General features: G+C 75.2%; 19 protein-coding genes. 14 read left to right on the forward strand and 5 right to left on the reverse strand.

Annotated features, from left to right (window positions below; all coding sequences use genetic code 11):
- Positions 1-37: 37 nt before the first annotated feature.
- Positions 38-2,971 carry a LuxR C-terminal-related transcriptional regulator gene (locus tag BLU82_RS36130; RefSeq protein WP_304440727.1) on the forward strand — a complete coding sequence of 978 codons (2,934 nt, stop codon included), beginning with the start codon at positions 38-40 and terminating at the stop codon, positions 2,969-2,971.
- A 56-nt stretch (positions 2,972-3,027) separates the two neighbouring features.
- Here BLU82_RS36130 and BLU82_RS07545 read toward each other — a convergent pair whose 3' ends face one another.
- Complete coding sequence (locus tag BLU82_RS07545; RefSeq protein WP_092617931.1) at positions 3,028-4,758, reverse strand: HNH endonuclease signature motif containing protein; 1,731 nt, start codon at positions 4,756-4,758, stop codon at positions 3,028-3,030.
- Positions 4,759-4,831: 73 nt separating this feature from the next.
- Between BLU82_RS07545 and BLU82_RS07550 the strand changes: the two genes are divergently transcribed.
- The 6 genes from BLU82_RS07550 to BLU82_RS35925 are packed head-to-tail and all read left to right on the forward strand — an operon-like array spanning position 4,832 to position 8,614.
- A complete protein-coding gene (locus BLU82_RS07550; RefSeq protein ID WP_092617934.1) occupies positions 4,832-5,281 on the forward strand; it encodes a helix-turn-helix transcriptional regulator in 450 nt (149 codons plus the stop codon).
- Positions 5,282-5,286: 5 nt separating this feature from the next.
- Complete coding sequence (locus BLU82_RS07555) at positions 5,287-5,697, forward strand: VOC family protein (RefSeq protein ID WP_069114061.1); 411 nt, start codon at positions 5,287-5,289, stop codon at positions 5,695-5,697.
- A 47-nt stretch (positions 5,698-5,744) separates the two neighbouring features.
- On the forward strand, positions 5,745-6,905 hold the full coding sequence (locus tag BLU82_RS07560; RefSeq protein ID WP_197682795.1) for an MFS transporter: 1,161 nt from the start codon (positions 5,745-5,747) through the stop codon (positions 6,903-6,905).
- 42 nt (positions 6,906-6,947) lie between these two features.
- Complete coding sequence (locus BLU82_RS07565; protein ID WP_092617937.1) at positions 6,948-7,916, forward strand: DUF3800 domain-containing protein; 969 nt, start codon at positions 6,948-6,950, stop codon at positions 7,914-7,916.
- Between the two features lie 10 nt (positions 7,917-7,926).
- Complete coding sequence (locus BLU82_RS07570) at positions 7,927-8,502, forward strand: SDR family NAD(P)-dependent oxidoreductase (RefSeq protein ID WP_092617940.1); 576 nt, start codon at positions 7,927-7,929, stop codon at positions 8,500-8,502.
- The gene (locus tag BLU82_RS35925) at positions 8,492-8,614 is read left to right on the forward strand and encodes a hypothetical protein (RefSeq protein WP_255367102.1); all 123 of its coding nucleotides are present in this window, start codon (positions 8,492-8,494) and stop codon (positions 8,612-8,614) included. The genes BLU82_RS07570 and BLU82_RS35925 overlap by 11 nt, the downstream gene beginning before the upstream one ends.
- Before the next feature lie 106 nt (positions 8,615-8,720).
- On the opposite strand, the gene BLU82_RS36270 is transcribed toward BLU82_RS35925, so the two are convergent.
- Positions 8,721-9,684 (reverse strand): IS5 family transposase gene (locus BLU82_RS36270; RefSeq protein WP_370246194.1). Its coding sequence is split into 2 segments (ribosomal slippage): positions 8,721-9,309 and positions 9,308-9,684, totalling 966 coding nucleotides; the frame shifts between segments, so codons are not numbered across the junction.
- Positions 9,685-9,840: 156 nt separating this feature from the next.
- On the opposite strand from BLU82_RS36270, the gene BLU82_RS07580 reads away from it, so the two are divergent.
- Positions 9,841-11,007: a Cmx/CmrA family chloramphenicol efflux MFS transporter gene (locus BLU82_RS07580; protein WP_092625573.1), complete on the forward strand. Its 1,167-nt coding sequence runs from the start codon at positions 9,841-9,843 to the stop codon at positions 11,005-11,007.
- Here the strand turns inward: BLU82_RS07580 and BLU82_RS07585 are convergent.
- Positions 10,973-11,695, reverse strand: coding sequence for an IclR family transcriptional regulator (locus BLU82_RS07585; RefSeq protein ID WP_046771421.1), 723 nt, complete (start codon positions 11,693-11,695; stop codon positions 10,973-10,975). The genes BLU82_RS07580 and BLU82_RS07585 overlap by 35 nt on opposite strands.
- Positions 11,696-11,775: 80 nt before the next feature.
- Between BLU82_RS07585 and leuC the strand changes: the two genes are divergently transcribed.
- From leuC to BLU82_RS07600, 3 genes are all read left to right on the forward strand, one after another.
- Positions 11,776-13,185, forward strand: coding sequence for a 3-isopropylmalate dehydratase large subunit (leuC, locus tag BLU82_RS07590; RefSeq protein ID WP_092617943.1), 1,410 nt, complete (start codon positions 11,776-11,778; stop codon positions 13,183-13,185).
- A 10-nt stretch (positions 13,186-13,195) separates the two neighbouring features.
- Positions 13,196-13,786 (forward strand): 3-isopropylmalate dehydratase small subunit, encoded by a 591-nt coding sequence (leuD, locus tag BLU82_RS07595; protein ID WP_092617946.1) that lies wholly within the window; start codon positions 13,196-13,198, stop codon positions 13,784-13,786.
- A gap of 80 nt (positions 13,787-13,866) precedes the next feature.
- The gene (locus tag BLU82_RS07600) at positions 13,867-14,880 is read left to right on the forward strand and encodes an HU family DNA-binding protein (protein WP_092617948.1); all 1,014 of its coding nucleotides are present in this window, start codon (positions 13,867-13,869) and stop codon (positions 14,878-14,880) included.
- An 84-nt stretch (positions 14,881-14,964) separates the two neighbouring features.
- Here BLU82_RS07600 and cofC read toward each other — a convergent pair whose 3' ends face one another.
- Positions 14,965-15,609, reverse strand: a complete 645-nt coding sequence (gene cofC / locus BLU82_RS07605; protein WP_092617949.1) for a 2-phospho-L-lactate guanylyltransferase — start codon at positions 15,607-15,609, stop codon at positions 14,965-14,967.
- Positions 15,610-15,723: 114 nt separating this feature from the next.
- Here cofC and BLU82_RS07610 point away from each other — a divergent pair, with 114 nt between their 5' ends.
- Genes BLU82_RS07610 through BLU82_RS07620 form a run of 3 tightly spaced genes read left to right on the forward strand, consistent with a single transcriptional unit; the run spans position 15,724 to position 18,648 of the window.
- Positions 15,724-16,512: a 1-acyl-sn-glycerol-3-phosphate acyltransferase gene (locus tag BLU82_RS07610; RefSeq protein WP_197682796.1), complete on the forward strand. Its 789-nt coding sequence runs from the start codon at positions 15,724-15,726 to the stop codon at positions 16,510-16,512.
- A complete protein-coding gene (locus tag BLU82_RS07615; protein WP_092617950.1) occupies positions 16,509-17,516 on the forward strand; it encodes an NAD(P)H-dependent glycerol-3-phosphate dehydrogenase in 1,008 nt (335 codons plus the stop codon). The genes BLU82_RS07610 and BLU82_RS07615 overlap by 4 nt, the downstream gene beginning before the upstream one ends.
- 19 nt (positions 17,517-17,535) lie before the next feature.
- Positions 17,536-18,648, forward strand: a complete 1,113-nt coding sequence (locus tag BLU82_RS07620; RefSeq protein ID WP_092617951.1) for a D-alanine--D-alanine ligase family protein — start codon at positions 17,536-17,538, stop codon at positions 18,646-18,648.
- Here the strand turns inward: BLU82_RS07620 and BLU82_RS07625 are convergent.
- Entirely contained in the window at positions 18,645-19,151 is a 507-nt protein-coding gene (locus BLU82_RS07625) for a GNAT family N-acetyltransferase (RefSeq protein WP_092617952.1), read from the reverse strand. The two genes, BLU82_RS07620 and BLU82_RS07625, sit on opposite strands and share 4 nt — an antisense overlap.
- Between the last annotated feature and the right edge of the window lie 6 nt (positions 19,152-19,157).

The following is a 19,157-nucleotide window of genomic DNA, read 5'->3' on the forward strand; positions in this document are numbered from 1 at the left end:
CTGCCACCTGGCCGATCTGATGCGACACTCCTGGGTGATGTCCGACGTCCGCCACCTGCCGCCCGAGCTGTCGTCGTTCGTCGGCCGGGCCGGCGAGCTGGCCGCCGCCGCTGCCGACGTCCGCGCGGGCCGGCTGCTCACGCTGGCCGGGCCGGGCGGGTGCGGGAAGACCCGGCTGGCGGTCCGCGTCTGCCGGGCCCTCGCCGGCGACTGGCCGGAGGTCGTGTGGGCCGGTCTGGAGGACGTGCCGGACGGCACCGGCGACGGCGTGGTCGCGCGGGTCGCGGACCGGCTGGACCTGGCGTTGCCGGACGGGCCGGACCGCGCGGGGGCGCTGGCGCACGCGCTGCGCGGACGGCGGCTGGTGCTGGCGCTGGACAACTGCGAGCACGTCGCCGCCGAGGTCGCCGCGCTGGCCGGAGCGGTGCTGGCGCGCTGCCCCGACGTCGCGTTGCTGGCCACCGGACGGGCGTCGCTCGGCGTCGCGGGGGAGCAGGTCCATCGGGTGCCGCCGCTGGATCTCGCCGACGCGCTGGAGCTGTTCCTCGACCGCGCCGGCGCGACCGGCGACCCCGCGGCCGTGGCGGGCGCGCGCCGGGTCTGCGACCGGCTGGACCGGCTGCCGCTCGCGCTGGAGCTGGCCGCCGGCTGGGCCGGCACGCTGACGCCGGCGCAGATCGCCGACTCGCTGTCCGACCCGTACGCGCTGCTCGACGGCGGCGCGCGGACGGCGGCGTTCCGGCAACGGACGCTCGAGGCGTCGATGCGGTGGAGCCACTCCCTGCTCGACGACGACGAGCGGGTGCTGTTCCGGCGGCTGGCCGTGTTCGAGCCCGGGTTCGCCGCCGACGCCGTCGTCGCCGTGGCCGGGCTGCCCGCGCCGGTGGCGCTGAAGGCGCTGCGCGGGCTGATCGACACCTCGCTGGTGGTCGCCGACGCGACCGGGCCGGTGGCGCGGTACCGCCTGCTCGGCGTCGTCCGGGCGTACGCGCGGGCCCGGCTGGACGAGGCGGGCGAGGCGGCCGCCGTCGGTGACCGTCACCTCTCCTGGTGCCTGGAGCGGGTGGACGCGCTGGCGCCGCTGCTGGAGACCGACCGCGACGCCTGGCGTGCGGCCGCCGGCGCCGAGTACCCGAACCTGCGGGCGGCCGCCGAGTGGGGACTGGGCGGCGACGACGGGACCGCCGGGGAGCGGCTGACCGCCGGGGAGCGGCTGACCGCCGGGCGGCGGCTGGCGGCCGGCCTGGCGTGGCTGTGGCACCTGGAGTCGCGCGGCGCCGAAGGGCTGACGCTGCTGCGGCGCGCCGCCGAGCGCGGGGCCGGTGAGCGGACGCCGTTGCAGGCGCGGGTGCTGACGGCGCTCGCGGTGGTGGCCGACACCGCCGTGCCGGGCGGCGACGGGTACCGCGCGGCGCACGAGGCGCTGGAGCTGCCCGCCGACCCGGCGACGGCGGCGCTGGCGCGGTCGCTGGTGGCGATCGGCTGGGTCGGCGGCGACCTCGGCCGGGCCCGGGCCGAGGCGGTCCGCGCCCGCGACGATGCGGTGGCGGCCGGCGCCGGGTTCGTCGCCGACGCGTCGCAGGCGCTGATCGGCCTCGTCCACCTGCTCCGCGACCAGCACCGCGACGCCGTCGCCGAGCTCGAACCGGCGGTCGCCGGGCTGCTCGCCCGCGGCGACCGCGCCACGGCGTCGTCGGCGCTGAGCTGGCTCGCCTCCGCCACCGCCCAACTCGGCGACGTCACCCGGGCCGCCGAGCTGGCCGAGCGCGCCGTCGAGATCGCCCAGCCGCTGCACGACGTCCACCGCATCGCCATCGCCGCCACCAGGCTGGCCGAGCTGCGCACCCTGCAGGGCCGCCCGGACGACGCGGCCGCCGTCCTGGCCCCGGTCGACGAGATCGCCGCCGGCGCCGAGCCGCCGCCGTACCTGCCCGGGTGGGAGCGGGCGCACGCGCTCGTCGCATGGCGGCAGGGCCGGCCCGCCGACGCCGTCGAGTGGAGCCGCCGCGAGCTGCGGTGGCTGCCCGATCCGCGGGAGGAACTGCTGCTGCCGGAGAGCCGGCTGGTGCTGGCGGCGGCGCTGCGGGCCGCCGGTTCGGCGTCCGCGGCGGCCGAGGCGTCTGCCCTGCTCGCCGGCCTGGCCGCCGACGACGCCGTCCGGGACCGGCCGCGGATCCGCGCCGACCTGCTCGCCGAGCAGGCGCTGTTGGCGGGCGGTGAGGCCGGGGTGCGGGCGGGTGGTGAGGCCGGGGTGCGGGCGGGTGGTGAGGCCGGGGTGCGGGCGGGTGGTGAGGCCGGGGTGCGGGCGGGTGGTGAGGCCGGGGTGCGGGCGGGTGGTGAGGCCGGGGTGCGGGCGGGTGGTGAGGCCGGGGTGCGGGCGGGTGGTGAGGCCGGGGTGCGGGCGGGCGGTGAGGCCGGGGTGCGGGCGGGTGGTGAGGCTGGGGTGCGGGCGGGCGGTGATGCCGCGTTGCGGCTGCAGCACGAGGCGCTGCGGCTGCGCGCCGAGCACGACCTCGTCCTCGGCTGCATCGACAGTCTCGGCGCGCTGGCGGCGCTGCTGGCCGCGCGGGGAGCCGCCGAGGCGGCCGGCGTGCTGGCCGGAGCGGCCGAGCGGGCCCGGGAGGCGGCGGGGCTGCCCGGCGGACCGGTGCTCCCGGACGCCACGGCCGCAGCCGCTGTCGACCCGTCGTCCGTCGAACGGGGCCGCGCCCTGCCGCTCGCCGACGCCGTCGCCTACGCGATGCGCGCCCGCGGCCCACGCCGTCGTCCGGACCATGGCTGGGCCAGCCTCACGCCCGCCGAACGTTCCGTCGTCGACCTCGCCGTCCAGGGACTGTCCAACCCGGAGATCGGCGCACGGCTGTTCATGAGCCGCGGCACCGTCAAGACCCACCTGGCGCACGTGTACGCGAAACTGCAGGTCGCCAACCGGACCGAACTGGCCGCCCTGCCGCGCGACCAGTCGCGGTGAGGCTCACCCCGGCGGCCGCCGGGATGCGCATCGCCCACGCGGCGCCGGAGCGGACCTCACCCCGGCGGTGCCGCGGATCTGGTGGCCGCACCGATGCGTTCCGGCGCGCGGATGTAGTGGTGGCCGGTCGGGCTGCGCCATCGGGTGGACCCGTCGCGATGTCGGGTGACCGACCAGCCGCCATGGTGTTTGAGCAGGTGGTGCGTGGTGCAGAGTGCGTGGCAGTTGGCCGGACTGGTGGGCCCGCCGGTCTCGAACGGCACGGCGTGGTCGACGTCGCAGGCTCGTGCGGAGCGGTGGCATCCGGGCGCGCGGCAGGTGCGGTCGCGGGCGACGATGAAGTCGGCGAGCGCCGCCGTGGGCCGGTATCTGGCGCGGCCGTGGTCGAGGAGCTGCCCCGTGCCGGGCTCGGTGCGCAGCCAGGTCCAGACCCCGGCGGCGGCGAGCTCGCGGGCGATGGCCGCGGTGATGTGCCCGTAGCCGTCGAGCTCGCCGGGGTGGTCGTCGAGGCCGATCAGCGTGCTGAAGGGCACCGTGACCTGGACGACGACGGGACGCCGCCGCGCCGTGCCCCGGATGGCGGCGCGGGAGGCGCCGCTGGGTGCGGTCGGGCTTGCCGCGCCGTGGGCCACGGGCGCGCGCATGACGCGGCCGGCAGCGTGGTCGCCGTCGCCGTCGCCGTCGCTGCGGTCGCCGGCGACGCGAGCGGGGCGTGCGCCCAGGGAGGTGGCGTGAGTGGTGCGTGCGCCCGGGGAGGTGGCGTGAGCGGTGCGTGCGCCCGGGGAGGTGGCGTGAGTGGGGCGTGCGCCCAGGGAGGTGGCGTGAGCGGTGCGTGCGCCCGGGCAGGAGGTGCGGTCGTGGTCGCGAGTGTCGCCGGTGCGGTCGCCGTCGCCAACGCCGCGGTCGCCGGACGGGCGTGCGGTGGGGCTGGCGTTGCAGGCGGCGAGCGCAGTCCAGGCGAGCTCGGCGAGGGCGTCGGCGCGGCGCTGGTCGTGGCTGCGGGCCGGTGCGCCGAGGGCGGCGTCGGCGCGTTTGGCGTCGGCCGCGGCGGAGTTCAGGGCGGTGGCGAGGGCCGTGGCGTCTTCGGCCGACAGGAGCGCCTCGAGGAAGGCCATTCCCTCGGCCGCCGGAGTGACAGCGGCGTAGCGACCCTCCCTCGCCTCCAGGTGGCGTTGGCCGGTCTCGGCCGGAGCGAGCTGATGCAGCAGCCGGATGACCAGCTTGCGCAGCGCGACCGCGTCGAGCCCCGGCGCGTCGGGGAGCACCGCGGACTCGACCCGGCGCCGGACGTCGGGGTCCTGGCCGCCGAGTTCGTCGGTGATGACCCGCGCCCGGCGCAGATCGATGGCCCCCGCCGACAGGGCAGCATGGGTGGCGGGGAAGTCGTGCACCAGCTGGAGCGCGTGGCCGACCTGGTGCTCGGCCTGCCGGGCGGTGACCTGACAACGTCCGGCGATCTCCACCGCCGTGTTCGTGACCGGGTTGAGCGACCGGTAGCCGGCGGCGTCCGGCCGCATCTGCGGGCGCGACGCCAGCTCCGCCAGCGTGGCCGCCTCGCTCGCGGCGACCCAGGCGGCCAGACGTGCCCACCGGGCGGCGGCCTCGACGAGGTCGTACGCCTCGGCCGCGCCGGGATCGAACGCCGCCAGGACGGCCGCCAGCAACGGCCCCGCCTCGCCGCCGGCGCACGGCTCGCGCGGCGGCGCGCAGTCGGCCGCCGCACCGGGCGAAGGCGCAGTCAGCAGCGTTTTATCGAACATGTAGTTGATCTTACTCGGTTCAGCCATCAAGATCAATTCGATGGATCAGGGGCGGCGCGGCCGCTGGCCGACCCGGGCCAGTCGTGGCAGGATTCTGAGGGTGACCAGCGCCACGGACGACGTTCAGCGGCTGCGCGACCTCGCCCGGCTGCGGCGCGTCCGCGACCGCATCGACCGCGAGTACGCCCAGCCGCTCGACGTCGAGGCGCTGGCCCGGGGCGCGAACATGTCCGCCGGCCACCTCAGCCGCGAGTTCAAGCGGGCCTACGGCGAGTCGCCGTACTCGTACCTCATGACGCGGCGCATCGAGCGGGCGATGATGCTGCTGCGGCGCGGCGACCTCAGCGTCACCGAAGTGTGCTTCGCCGTCGGCTGCCAGTCGCTGGGCACGTTCAGCACCCGGTTCACCGAGCTGGTCGGCATCCCGCCCAGCGCCTACCGTGCCCGCACCGCCCAGCCTGCGCCGGAGATGCCGTCGTGCATCACCAAACAGGTCACCCGGCCGATCAGGAAACGAGAAGCGCCGGCCGACGCGGCCCAACTAGCGTGACGTCCATGGACATCACCATCCACAACACGTTCCTGCCGCAGACCGACCCCGACGCCGCGCTCGCGTTCTACCGCGACGTCCTCGGCTTCGAGCTGCGCATGGACGTCGGCTACGAAGGCATGCGCTGGCTCACCGTCGGGCCGCCGAACCAGCCGGGCACGTCCGTCGTCCTGCACCCGCCGGCCGCCGACCCGGGCATCACCGACGACGAGCGCCGCACCATCCTCGAGCTCATCGCCAAGGGCACCTACGGCGCGCTCACCCTGGCCACCCCCGACCTCGACGGCGTCTTCGACCGCCTGCAGGCCAGCGGCGCCGAGGTGCTGCAAGAGCCGACCGACCAGCCGTACGGCGTGCGCGACTGCGCGTTCCGCGATCCGTCGGGCAACGTCATCCGCATCAACCAGGCATCCTGAACCGGCCGGCCAACCGGTCCTACCGCGAGGTCCTGCGCGACCGCGGCGTGGCCGGGCTGCTCGCCGGCGACCTGCTGGCCGGCGCCGGCACCGGCATGCTGCTGGTGGCGATGCCGGTGCAGACGCTGTCGATCCATGGCGACGTGCCGCGCGCCGTCGCCATTGGGCTGGTCGCGGCAGCGCCGTTCGTGCTGTCGACGATCCTCGCGTCGGTCATCGGGCTGGGCCGGGCCGGGGTGTCGCCGCGGACGCTGCTGCTCGCCGACTGCGTGCTGCGGGCGGCGACGTTCACGGTGCTCGGCGTGCTGGCGGTGACGGACCGGCTGACGCTGCCGGTGCTGATCGGCGGGCTGCTCGTGGGCTCGCTGTTCCGGCTGGCCGGGTCGAGCAGCCGCCGCCTGCTGGCCACGTCGATGGCCGGCGACGAGGGCCGGTTCGCCGTCAACGGGCTGCTCGGCCTGAACACGTCCGTCGCGCTGTACGTCGTCGGGCCGGTGCTGGGCGGCATCGTCGTCGCGTCCGCGGGCGCTGGGGTGGCGCTGCTGGCCGACGCCGCCGGGGCGCTGGTCCTGCTGGCCGCCGTCCTGCTGTCGGCGCCGAGGGACGTGGGCCCGCGGCGCCGGCTGGTCGCGGGGGAGTCGGGCTGGCGGATCCTGCGTCGCCGGCCGGTCGCCGCGCGGCTGCTGGTCGTCGTGTTCTTCTTCAACTTCCTCTACATGCCGATCGAGGTGGCGCTGCCGCTGTACGTCCGCGGGACGCTCGACGCCGGGGCGTCCGCGCTGGGCCTGTTGTGGGGCGCGCTGGGCGTCGGCGCGTTCGTCGGCGCCGCCCTCGTGAACCAGCTGCGCAACCTGCCGCAGCGGCACCTCCTCGTCGCGATCGTCGCGCTGTGGGGGCTGTGCCCGATCGCGCTCTCCGTCACCGAGGACCTCACCGCCGCGATGATCGTGTTCGGCCTCGGCGGCCTGGTGTGGGCGCCGTTCACGCCGGTCGTGTACAGCTTCGTGCAGTCCGGGCTGGCGCCCGACGAGCACCAGCCGGTCGTCACGCTCTGGACCACCGGCGCGACGGTCGCCGCGCCGCTCGGGCTGCTGGCCGGCGGGCCGCTGATCGAGCTCGCCGGGGTCACCGGCGGCCTCGTGTTGTCGGGCGCGTTGACGCTGCTCCTGGTGCCGGTCGCCGCCGTCGCCGTGCTCGGGAGACGGTAACGGGTTTGTGCCTCGCGCCCTGACGGCGGAGGATCGGTGCGCATGGACGGCTCCGCGGCGGTCGAGATCGCCTGCGACGAGTCCGGCTCCGAGGGAGAGCGGCTCGCCGGCGGCAACACCGACGTCTTCGGCTACGGCAGCGTCCGCGTCGACGCCGCCGCGGCCGCCGCCTGCGTGGCCGAGCTGCGCGCCCGCATCCGCTCGCCCGCCGTCGAGTACAAGGCCAACCACCTGCTGCGCAGCAAGCACCGGGCCGCGCTGGCGTGGTTCCTCGGCGCTGACGGACCCATTGCCGGACGCGCCCACGTCCACCTCGTCGACAAGCCGTTCCTGCTGGTCACGCGGGTGGTGGCGGCGGTGGCGGACGGTTCCGAGACCGACGCGGCCGCGCTGTACCGGGCCGGGCGGCGCGCCTTCGGGCCGCAGCGCTGGACCGCGTTCCTGACGGCGTCGAACGACCTCCTGCGCGCGGCCGGGCGGCGGCCGGCGCCGGACGACCCGGCGGCGGCGTTCACCGTCGCGGTGTCGGCGCTGCGGGCGGACGCGGGCGCGGCCGGCGACGTCGTGGCCGCCCTGCTGGCCGGGCGGCAGCGGGCCGCGGACCTGCGCGACGCGCTCGACCGCGGGCCCGGCGCGGTCCCGTCGCTGGACCCCCTCCTGCCCGCCTTCGCCCGCGTCGTCGAGCACTGGAGCGCCGGCGGCCGGCCGGTCCGGGTGCTGCACGACGAGCAGCGCATCCTGACGCCGGAGCGCGTCGCCGGGCTGAGCGCCCTGAACGGGCGGCTGGCCGGGCTGCGCTTCGCCGACTCGATCACCGAGCCGCGCGTGCAGGTCGCCGACTTCCTCGCCGGCGTGGCCCGGCGCATCGCCGAGGACGAGCTGGCCGGAGCCCACGACCCCGAGCTCGCCGGCCTCCTCCGCCCGTACGTCGACCCCGGCTCCCCCTGGGCCGACGACGCCAGCTGGGCGGCGCTGCGCCCGGCGCCGGAGTCTGTGGGAGGGTCCGGCTAGCGTCGGACCGGTGGAGCTTCGCGACCGGGTGGCCGTCGTCACCGGCGGTGCTGCCGGCGTCGGCCGGGCTGTCGTGTCGGCGCTGGCGGGACGCGGTGCCGTCGTCCTGGTCGCCGATGTCGACGGCGGGCGGTGCGCCGCCACGGTGGCCGAGGTCGAAGCGGCCGGTGGGCGCGCCACGCCGCTCGTCGTCGACGTGTGCGCCGACGACGCCGCTGAGGCCGCGGGGCGGCGGTTCCCGGACGCCGCGCCTGGCGAGTGGGGCCGCGTACTCGAGCTCAACCTGGGCGCGCCGATGCGGTTGACGCAGGCCGCGCTGGGGCCGCTGCGGGCGGCCGGCGGTGGTGCGGTCGTGAACGTGGCGTCGGGGGCGGGGCTGGAGCTGTCGCCGTACGGGTCGCCGGAGTACGGGGCGGCGAAGGCGGGCCTGATCCGGTTCACCGCCGCGGTCGCCGGGTTACGGGAACGGTTCGGGGTGCGGGTCAACTGCCTGGTGCCGGGCTGGATCGGCCTGCCGCGCGCACGCCGCACTGGCCGCCATGCCACCGGCGCAACGCGCCCGGACACCACCGTTCGTGCCGCCTGAGAGCGTTGCGGCGGCGGTGCTGCAGCTCGCCGGGTCCGACGATCTCGGCCGCGTCCTGGTGCTGCGCGGCGGGCGGGCGCCGGGGCTGCTCGACCCGGCGCCCTTCGAGTAGGCCGCGGCAGGGCGCCGCGAAAACCCCTCGCGTATGGCCCCGCCGGCACCGTAGGCTCGCGGCCGTGCGCAGCCCGGAAGCGTCCCGCTAGGGAGTGTCTGACGGATCATGGGAGCCAGGTGAGTAGCGCGGCGAGGTGGAGTGCACCAAGGTAGTTGCGGGCGTGCTTGTCGTAGCGACTGGCCAGGCCGCGCCAGTGTTTGAGCTGGCAGAAGCCGCGTTCGACGACGTTGCGTCGCCGGTAGAGGGTCTTGTCGAACCCGACCGGGCGCCCGCCGGCTGAGCCGCGGCGGCGTCGGTTGGCCTGCTGATCGGCCGGTTCTGGAATGGTGTGGGCGATGTTGCGGCGACGGAGCAGTTCCCGGTTCGCGCGCGAGCTGTAGCCCTTGTCGGCCAGCACGTAGTCCGGCCGGGTGCGTGGCCGCCCGCCTGCGGGCCTGGCCACCCGTAATCCGGCCATGAGCTGCGGGAACTGGGTGGTGTCGTTGACGTTGCCCGCCGTCAGGTGCAGCACCAGCGGCCGGCCCCGCCCGTCGACGAGTGCATGGATCTTGGTGGTCAGCCCGCCCCGGGACCGGCCGATCGCATGATCGGCCGGCTCGGCCACCACCGCGGCGACGGGGTGATCGCCACGCGAACACCTGTCATTCGGTCCTGCCCCCCGCGTCCGGCGCCGGTGCGGGCCCGGACACGGTCGCGGCGTTGCCACCCACACGCCGAGCCGACGCCCCGTGCTGGTGCACCCGCACCAGCGAGGAGTCCACCGCGACCAGCCAATCCAACTCGCCCCGAGCATCAGCATCGGCCTGCGCCGCGGCCAGCAACCGCGCCCACGTGCCATCCGAACTCCACCGATTGAGCCGCTCATACGCGGTCTGCCACGGCCCGAACCGCCCCTGCGGGATCTCCCGCCACGCTGCCCCGGTCCGGAACTTCCACGCGATCGCCTCGATCACCTGCCGGTGATCACGCCACCGCCCACCCCGCCGAGGCGTCCGGTCCGGCAGCCGCGGCTCCAACCACGACCACGCCTCATCCGACAACACCCGCCGCTCAACCACACCCAGCATCTTGGACCGAACAAAGACCAAGATCCGTCAGACACTCCCTAGCCGCCACCGGCCGACCGGTGGCGTGGCTCGACGCTGCCCGCATGCGCTCGCGCGGACCCCACCGCACTCCGGCCAGACGCGTCCATCACCGTTCCGGGTCTCGTGGAGTCCGTCATGTCCGTCGTCGTCTATCTGCTCGCCCTGGCCGTGTTCGCCCAGGGCACGTCCGAGTTCATGCTGGCCGGCCTGGTGCCGGAGATCGCCGCCGGCCTGTCCGTGTCCGTCGCGGCCGCCGGCTCGCTGACGTCCGCCTACGCCGTGGGCATGGTGGTGGGCGCGCCGGCGATGGCGCTGCTCAGCCGCCGGTGGTCGCCGCGGTCGGCGCTGCTCGCCTTCCTGTCCGCCTTCCTCGTCGCGCACGTCGTGGCCGCGACGACCGGCAGCTACGCGGTGCTGGTCGCGACGCGCGTGGTCGCGGCGGTGGCGAACGCCGGGTTCTTGGCCGTCGCGCTGGGGACGGCCGCAGCGATGGCGGGGCCGCGGAACACCGGGCGGGCGATCTCGGTGCTGCTGGGCGGCGTGACGGTCGCCTGCATCGCGGGGGTGCCGGGCGGTGCGCTGCTCGGCCAGGTGTGGGGCTGGCGCGCGCCGTTCTGGGCGGTGGCCGCCGTGTGCGTGCCCGCGCTCGTGGCCATCGTCCGCGCCGTGCCGCGCGCACCCGCGGAGCAGCCGGCGCCGGCCGGCGCCTGGGCCGAGCTGGCGGTGCTGCGCCGGCCCCGGCTCCGGCTGGTCCTGCTGCTCGGCGCGCTCGTCAACGCCGCCACGTTCGGCGCGTTCACCTACGTCGCGCCGGTGGTCACCGAGGTCGCGCGGCTCGGCGACGGCTGGGTGCCGCCGGCGCTGGCGCTGTTCGGGCTCGGGTCGTTCGCCGGGGTGACGATCGGCGGCCGGGTGGCCGACCGGCCCGGCTCACGGCGCACGCTGGCCGCCCTCACGACGGCGCTGCTGGCCGGCTGGGTGCTGACGGCGCTGCTGGCGCACCGGCCGCCGGTCCTGCTGGTGCTGCTGGCCGTGCAGGGGACGCTGTCGTTCGCCGTCGGGTCGGCGCTGATCGCGCGGGCCGTCCAGGCGGCGACGGGCGCGCCGCGGCTGGCCGGCGCCTACGCGACGGCGGCCATGAACGCCGGTGCCGCGGCGGGCCCGTGGCTGGCCGGCGCCGCGCTGACGGCGGGCCACCGGGCCCCGCTGTGGGTGAGCGCCGCGCTGGTCGCCGCGGCCGCGGTGACGGCGGCCGCGGCCGTCGCCGTCAGCCGTCCTCGGCGCTTCGCAGCACGCCGGTGAGGTGCTCGGCGGCGGCGAGTACCGCGGGCGCGTGCACCCGCCCCGGCTGCCGGGTGAGCCGCTCGATCGGCCCGGAGACGGAGACGGCGGCGACGACGCGGCCGCTGGAGGAGCGGATGGGCGCCGACACCGACGCGACGCCCGGCTCGCGCTCGCCGACGCTCTGCGCCCAGCCGCGACGGCGGACGGCGGCCAGCATGGTGGCGGTGAAACGCGCCCCCTGCAGGCCGCGGTGCATGCGCTCGGGCTCTTCCCAGGCCAGCAGCACCTGGGCCGCCGACCCGGCCAGCATGGTGACGGTGGCGCCGACGGGGATGGTGTCGCGCAGGCCGCTGGGGCGCTCGGCGGCGGCGACGCAGATGCGTTGGTCGCCCTGACGGCGGAAGAGCTGCGTGCTCTCGCCGGTGGCCTCGCGCAGCCTGGCCAGGACGGGGCCGGCGGCGGCCAGCAGGCGGTCCTCGCCCGCGGCGGTGGCCAGCTCGCCGAGGCGCGGCCCCAGGACGAAGCGGCCGTGGAGGTCGCGGGAGACGAGCCGGTGGTGCTCCAGCGCTACGGCGAGACGGTGGGCCGTCGGCCGGGCGAGTCCGGTGGAGGCCACCAGGTTGGCGAGGGTGGCCGGGCCCGCCTCGAGGGCGGACAAGACGAGCGCCGCCTTGTCTAGAACGCCGACTCCGCTAGAGTTGTCCATGACTCGATATTGCCATCTCAACATGCGAGATCGCAAGTGGTGTGTATCCACCGAGATCAGACCGACGAACGGAGCAGGTGATGGGCAAGACCCTGGCGGAGAAGGTGTGGGACGCGCATGTCGTGCGTCGAGCCGAGGGTGAGCCTGACCTCCTCTACATCGATCTTCATCTTGTCCACGAAGTGACCAGTCCGCAAGCCTTCGACGGCCTGCGACTGGCCGGCCGCCCGGTCCGCCGTCCGGACCTCACGCTGGCCACCGAGGACCACAACACCCCGACGCTCGACATCGACAAGCCGATCGCCGACCTCACCAGCCGCACGCAGATCGAGACGCTGCGGAAGAACTGCGAGGAGTTCGGCGTGCGCATCCACTCGCTGGGTGACGTCGAGCAGGGCATCGTGCACGTCGTCGGCCCGCAGCTGGGCCTGACGCAGCCGGGTCTGACGGTGGTCTGCGGCGACTCTCACACGTCGACGCACGGGGCGTTCGGCGCGCTGGCGTTCGGCATCGGCACCTCTGAGGTCGAGCACGTGCTCGCCACCCAGACGCTGCCGCTGCGGCCGTTCAAGACGATGGCGATCAATGTCGAGGGAACGCTGAAGCCGGGCGTGACCGCGAAGGACATCATCCTCGCGGTCATCGCCAAGATCGGCACCGGCGGCGGTCAGGGCTACGTCCTCGAGTACCGCGGCGAGGCCGTCCGCGCGCTGTCGATGGAAGCGCGCATGACGATCTGCAACATGTCCATCGAGGCCGGCGCCCGCGCCGGCATGATCGCGCCCGACGACACCACGTTCGCCTACATCGACGGCCGCCCGCACGCGCCGCAGGGCAAGGAGTGGGACGCCGCGCTGGAGTACTGGCGAACGCTCTACACCGACGACGACGCCGTGTTCGACGCCGAGGTGACGATCGACGCCGACGCGCTCGAGCCGTTCGTCACGTGGGGGACCAACCCGGGGCAGGGGCTGCCGCTGTCGGCATCCGTCCCCGACCCCGACAGCTTCGCCGACGAGTCCGAGAAGGCCGCCGCCCGGCGGGCGCTGGAGTACATGGCGCTCGAGGCCGGCACGCCGCTGCGCGACATCGCCGTCGACACCGTGTTCATCGGGTCGTGCACCAACGGCCGCATCGAGGACCTGCGCGCCGCGGCCGCCGTCGTCAAGGGCCGCAAGAAGGCCGACACCGTCCGCGTGCTCGTCGTGCCCGGGTCGGCGAAGGTCCGGCTGCAGGCCGAGGAGGAGGGCCTGGACCAGGTCTTCACCGAGTTCGGCGCCGAGTGGCGGCACGCCGGCTGTTCGATGTGTCTGGGCATGAACCCCGACCAGCTGGCGCCCGGCGAGCGCAGCGCGTCCACGTCCAACCGCAACTTCGAGGGCCGCCAGGGCAAGGGCGGCCGCACCCATCTGGTCAGCCCGCTGGTGGCCGCGGCGACGAGCGTGCGCGGCACGCTGTCGTCGCCGGCCGACCTCGAGCCGGCGTCGTAGGAGACAGGTCATGGAGAAGTTCATCCGGCACACCGGCGTCGGTGTCCCGCTGCGGCGCAGCAACGTCGACACCGACCAGATCATCCCGGCGGTGTACCTCAAGCGGGTCACCCGCACCGGGTTCGAGGACGGCCTGTTCGCGGCGTGGCGCGGCGACGACACGTTCGTGCTGAACAACCCGGCGTTCGCGGCCGGCTCGGTGCTCGTCGCCGGTCCCGACTTCGGCACCGGGTCGTCGCGCGAGCACGCCGTCTGGGCGCTCAAGGACTACGGCTTCAAGGCGGTGCTGTCGTCGCGGTTCGCCGACATCTTCCGCGGCAACTCCGGCAAGCAGGGGCTGCTCACCGGCCAGCTCAGCCAGGACGACGTCGAGCTGATCTGGAAGGCGCTCGAGAACGCGCCCGGCACCGAGGTGACCGTCGACCTCGACCAGCGCGTCGTCACCTGTGGCGAGATCGTCGCGCCCATGCAGGTCGACGACTACACCCGCTGGCGGCTGATGGAGGGGCTCGACGACATCGGCCTCACGTTGCGCCACACCGACGCCATCGACGACTTCGAGGCGGCCCGCGCGTCGCACAAGCCGCGCACGCTGGTCTGATATCCCTGATCCGCTGCCCTCAGCCGTCTATGGTGGGTGAGATGAACTCGCCCGCCGGGCGAGACGGCTGAGGAGCAACGGTGGGGAAGAAGAAACTGATCGACCGCATTGCCGACGGTTTCGACGGCAACCGCGAGGTGGCGCAGCACGCTCTCGACTCCGTCGTCGAGGGCATCCAGCGTTCGCTGGCCGCGGGCGAGAAGGTCGCCGTCAAGGGGCTCGGCGTCTTCGACCGCGACAAGGACAAGAGCGCCAAGAACAAGAAGAAGGCCAAGAAGCGCACGGTGGCCACGTTCAGCCCGGCCGACGAGCTGCAGGACGTCGTCGCGGGCGTGAAGAAGGCGAGCACACGCGTCCGCGAGTCACTGTCGCTGGTGCCGGCCCAGGCCGCCGCGGTGGCCGAGTCGGCGACGCGTTCGGTGTCGGGCGCCGCCAAGCAGGTGGCCGACGCCGTCCGCGGCGACAAGGACGACGCGGCGCCGGCCGCGAAGGCGCCTGCGAAGGCCCCGGCGAAGAAGGCGGCGTCGACGGCGCGCAAGGTGCCGGCCAGCCGGCCGGCGGCGCCGAAGAAGGCGGCCGGACCGGCCCGCAGGACCACGACGGCGGCGAAGAAGACGGCCGCCCCGGCCGCGCGCAAGACGACCGCCGCGAAGAAGACGACGGCCCCGGCCGCGAAGAAGGCCACCACGGCGACGGCGGCCGCGAAGAAGACGACGGCCCCGGCCGCGAAGAAGGCCACGACGGCGACGGCTGCCGCGAAGAAGACGACGGCCCCCGCGGCGAAGAAGACGACGACCGCGACGGCTGCCAAGAAGACGACGGCGGCGGCGAAGAAGACGACGACCGCGACGGCTGCCAAGAAGACGACGGCGGCGGCGAAGAAGACCACGACCGCCCGCAAGACCACGACCGCCAAGAAGACGGCGGCCCGCACGACCTCGGCGGCGAAGAAGACCGCGGCACCGGCCGCCGGCGCCGCCACGGCCGCCAAGAAGACCACGGCGACCCCCGCCAAGCGGGCGGCCGCCACGCCGGTCACTCCGGCCACCACGTCGGCGCCGGGCACCACCACGCCGCCGTCGACGCGCACCTGAACAGCGGCACCCGAGCAGCACCCGAGCCGGGCGGCGGCCACCAGGCCCCGCCCGGCTCGCCGCCGTCCGGACCTCCGTCCGGCCTCAGAGCGCGACGTCCAGCTCGGCCAGCAACGCGGCCGTCCGCGGCCCCACACCGAGGCGGCGGGCGTCCCAGAGGTCGACGGCGGTGTCGACGTCGCGGCGAACCGTCGTGACGTCGTCGAGGTCCAGCTCGACGACGCCGGCCAGCCGGTGCGCGGCCCGCGACCGGCCGCCGAAGGCCGGCTCGAACGCGGCGCCCGGGCCGGCGGCGTAGCTGGTGGTGCCGATGCCCGCGGCGTCGGCGAGGAACGACCGCGGGTGCGCCGCGGCCGCGTCGAGCACGCGCGTCAGCTCGGCCGGGCGCAGAGCCGGGAGGTCGGCCGAAAGCGTCGCCACGGCCGCCGCGACGTCGTCGGCGCGCGCCACCGTCGCGCCGTGCCGCAGCGCCGCGTTCAGCCCCGCGTCGGGCGTGTCGGCCACGACCTCGGCCCCGAGCACCACGGCCTCGGCGGCCGCCTCGTCGTCGTCGGTGACGACGATGACGCGCGCCACCGGCGGGGCGTCGAGGGCGGCCTGGACGGTGTCGGCGGCGAACGCCCGGGCGAACCGCGGGCGATGCTCGCCGACGGCGTCGGCGAGTCGGGTCTTGGCGTGCTCGGGTCGCTTGACGGGGATCACGATCGTCCAGCGCTGTGGTGTCGTCATCGGGATCCAGTCTGACCCATCGGCTCGTGCGGCGCGCCGGTGGCCGGTTCGACTCGCACACCTCCGTGGAGCGACACTGTCTGCGGGCATTCACGTGGGCGGAGGGAGAGGTACGTGGCGGGACCGAGTGCGAACGGGCCGGCCGGGGTGGGGTTCGCGTTCAAGTTCATCGCAACCCTGATCCGTCCGTTCCTCATGGCCTTCACCCGGCAGAACTGGCGCGGCGGCGAGAACATTCCGCCGGGCGGCACCGGGGTGATCGTCGCGGGCAACCACATCTCGCACTTCGACCCGCTGTCGTTCGCGCACTTCCTGTGGGACAACGGCCGCGCCACCCGGTACCTCGCGAAGTCCGGCGTGTTCCGCGTGCCGGTGTTCGGGCGGCTCATCACGGCCGCCGGGCAGATCCCGGTCTACCGCGAGTCGCGCGATGCCTCGCAGGCGTACCGCGCCGCCGTCGCCGCCGTCAAGGCCGGTGAGCTGGTCGCGATCTACCCCGAGGGCACCATCTCGCGCGACCCCGACCTCTGGCCGATGGTCGGCAAGACCGGCGCCGCGCGGGTCGCGCTGGAGACCGGCTGCGACGTCATCCCGGTCGCGCAGTGGGGCGCCAACCACGTGCTGGCGCCGTACTCCAAGCGCATCCGGCTGCTGCCGCGCAAGACGATGTCCGTCATCGCCGGTCCGCCGATCCCGCTCGACGACCTGCGCGGCCGGCCGGTCGACTCCACCGTCCTGCGCATCGCCACCGACCGCATCATGGCGGCCATCACCGCGCAGCTGGCGCAGATCCGCGGCGAGGTCGCGCCGGCCGAGCGGTTCGACCCCAAGGCGGTCGGGCTGCCGCCGGTCGGCGACCCGAAGCAGCGGCCCCAGGAAGAGCAGCCGGAGGAGCAGCCGTGACCCGCGCCGCCGTCTTCGGGGCCGGCTCGTGGGGGACGGCCTTCGCGCTCGTGCTCGCCGACGCCGGCGCCGACGTCACCATCTGGGGCCGCCGCCCGGAGCTGTGCGACGCCATCAACGCCACCCACACGAACCCCGACTACCTGCCCGGCGTCGGGCTGCCGCCGGCGATCCGGGCCACCCACGACCCCGCCGAGGCCGCGCACGGCACCGACCTCGTCGTGCTGGCGGTGCCGTCGCAGTCGCTGCGCGACAACCTCTCGACCTGGGCGCCGGCGCTGCCGTCGTCCGCGGCGCTGGTCAGCCTGATGAAGGGGGTCGAGCTCGGCACGGCGAAGCGCATGAGCGAGGTCATCGACGACGTCACCGGCGCCGGACCGGGCCGCATCGCCGCCGTCTCCGGTCCCAACCTCGCCCGCGAGATCGCCCAGCGCCAGCCCGCCGCCAGCGTCGTCGCGGCCGCCGACGACGACCTCGCGAAGGCCATCCAGCGGGCCTGCCACTCGCCGCACTTCCGCCCGTACACCAACCACGACCTCGTCGGGGCCGAGCTGGGCGGCGCGGTGAAGAACGTCATCGCGCTGGCCGTCGGCATCGCCGCCGGGCTCGGCTTCGGCGACAACGCCCGCGCCAGCGTCATCACCCGCGGGCTGGCCGAGACCGCGCGGCTGGGCGCCGCGCTCGGCGCCGACGCCTACACGTTCTCCGGACTGGCCGGGCTCGGCGACCTCGCCGCCACCTGCATGTCGCCGCTGTCGCGCAACCGCTCGTTCGGCGAGCAGCTGGGCCGCGGCAGCACCGTCGCCGAGATCGTCGCCGGCACCCGGCAGGTCGCCGAGGGGGTCAAGTCGTGCGAGTCGATCCTCGACCTCGCCGGCCGCCACGGCGTCGACATGCCGATCGTCCAGCACGTCACCGGGGTGGTCCGGGGCGAGCTCACACCGGCCGAGATGGTGGGCTCGCTGCTGTCCCGGTCGGCCAAGCCCGAACGACACGGGCATTGAGGACGGTAGGGTCGGCGCGGTGAACTACTCGCAGGACCGTCGCATCAGGGTCGCCGTCGTCTTCGGCGGCCGAAGCTCCGAGCACGAGATCTCGTGCGTCACGGCCGGGGGCGTGCTGGCCGCGCTCGACCCGCGCCGCTACGAGGTGCTGCCGATCGGCATCACGACGTCCGGCCGCTGGGTTCTGACCACGGCCGATCCGGAGCGCCTGGCCATCCACGGCAGCACCATGCCGACGGTCGACGACGAGGGCGGCACCGTCGTGCTGCCCGGACGGGGCGAGCTGGCGGTGCAGTCGCCGGGCGAAGTGCCGCACGCGCTGGGCACCGTCGACGTCGTGTTCCCGCTGCTGCACGGCCCGTACGGCGAGGACGGCACCATCCAGGGGCTGCTCGAGCTGGCCGACGTCCGCTACGTCGGGTCCGGCGTGCTGGCCTCCGCCGTCGGCATGGACAAACACGTCATGAAGCTGCTGCTGGCCGGCGCCGGGCTGCCCGTCACCCGGCACGTCCTGGTGCGCCCGTCGGCGTGGGAGCCGCAGCGCGACCGCGTCATCGCCGAGGCCGAGGCGTTCGGCTACCCGGTGTTCGTCAAGCCGGCTCGCGCCGGGTCGAGCATGGGCGTCAGCAAGGCCCGCGACGCCGCCGAGCTGGAGGCCGCGGTCCTCGCCGCCCGCGAGCACGACCCCAAGGTGCTGATCGAGGAGGCCGTCACCGGCCGCGAGGTCGAGTGCGGCGTGCTCGAGGGCCAGGGCGGCGGCGAGCCCGAGGCGAGCGTCGTCGGCGAGATCCGCCTCGGCGCGGGGCACGAGCTGTACGACTTCGAGGCCAAGTACCTGCCCGGCGACGACGTGTCGCTCGACATCCCCGCCGACCTCCCGGCCGAGGTCGCCGAGCGGGTCCGGCGGATGTCCATCGAGGCGTTCCAGGCGCTGTCCTGCGAGAGCCTCGCCCGCGTCGACTTCTTCCTCCGCGACGACGGCTCGCTCGTGGTGAACGAGCTGAACACGATGCCGGGCTTCACCCCGACGTCGATGTTCCCGCAGCTGTGGGCGAAGACCGGCATCGACTACCCGTCGCTGGTCGACCGCCTCGTCGACACCGCCCTGCGCCGTCCCACCGGTCTGCGCTAGGCCGCCTTGCGCGCGTACACGACGACGTCCAGGCCCTCGTGCGTCGCCTCTTCCCAGAGCGTGAAGCCGAGGCGGCGCATGACGGCGATCGACCTCGTGTTGGCCGGGATGGTGATGGAGATCAGCCGCGGCAGGCCCAGCTCGCCGAACGCGTGCTCCATCCACGCCGTCGCGGCCTCGGTGGCGTAGCCGTGCCCCCACGCGTGCGCCGCGAGCCGCCAGCCGATCTCGACGTCGTCGGGGTACCAGCGGTGGCTGCTGATGCCGGTGAAGCCGAGGAACGCGCCGTCCTCGCGCCGCTCGACGGCGGCCAGGCCGAACCCGTCGCGCAGGTGGCGTTCGCGGATGACGGCGAGCAGCCGGTCGGACCCGGCGCGGTCCAGCGGGCCGGTGGTGAAGTGCTCCATGACGGCGGGGTCGGCGTTCAGGTCGGCGAACGCGTCGGCGTCGCGGGGCTCCATCGGGCGCAGGGTGAGACGGTCCGTCGTCAGGGTGGTGGGCATCGTCCG

The sequence above is a fragment of the Jiangella sp. DSM 45060 genome (genome assembly GCF_900105175.1).
Taxonomy (GTDB): Bacteria; Actinomycetota; Actinomycetes; order Jiangellales; family Jiangellaceae; genus Jiangella.

Bases quoted from the DNA above. Each gene is read 5' to 3' on its own strand.
- BLU82_RS07585 (WP_046771421.1), bottom strand. From the start codon at position 11,695: ATGGACAACTCTAGCGGAGTCGGCGTTCTAGACAAGGCGGCGCTCGTC.
- BLU82_RS07545 (WP_092617931.1), bottom strand. From the start codon at position 4,758: ATGGCTGAACCGAGTAAGATCAACTACATGTTCGATAAAACGCTGCTG.
- BLU82_RS07555 (WP_069114061.1), top strand. From the start codon at position 5,287: ATGGACATCACCATCCACAACACGTTCCTGCCGCAGACCGACCCCGAC.
- leuC (WP_092617943.1), top strand. From the start codon at position 11,776: ATGGGCAAGACCCTGGCGGAGAAGGTGTGGGACGCGCATGTCGTGCGT.
- cofC (WP_092617949.1), bottom strand. From the start codon at position 15,609: ATGACGACACCACAGCGCTGGACGATCGTGATCCCCGTCAAGCGACCC.
- BLU82_RS07625 (WP_092617952.1), bottom strand. From the start codon at position 19,151: ATGCCCACCACCCTGACGACGGACCGTCTCACCCTGCGCCCGATGGAG.
- BLU82_RS07580 (WP_092625573.1), top strand. From the start codon at position 9,841: ATGTCCGTCGTCGTCTATCTGCTCGCCCTGGCCGTGTTCGCCCAGGGC.
- BLU82_RS36130 (WP_304440727.1), top strand. From the start codon at position 38: ATGTCCGACGTCCGCCACCTGCCGCCCGAGCTGTCGTCGTTCGTCGGC.
- BLU82_RS07565 (WP_092617937.1), top strand. From the start codon at position 6,948: ATGGACGGCTCCGCGGCGGTCGAGATCGCCTGCGACGAGTCCGGCTCC.
- leuD (WP_092617946.1), top strand. From the start codon at position 13,196: ATGGAGAAGTTCATCCGGCACACCGGCGTCGGTGTCCCGCTGCGGCGC.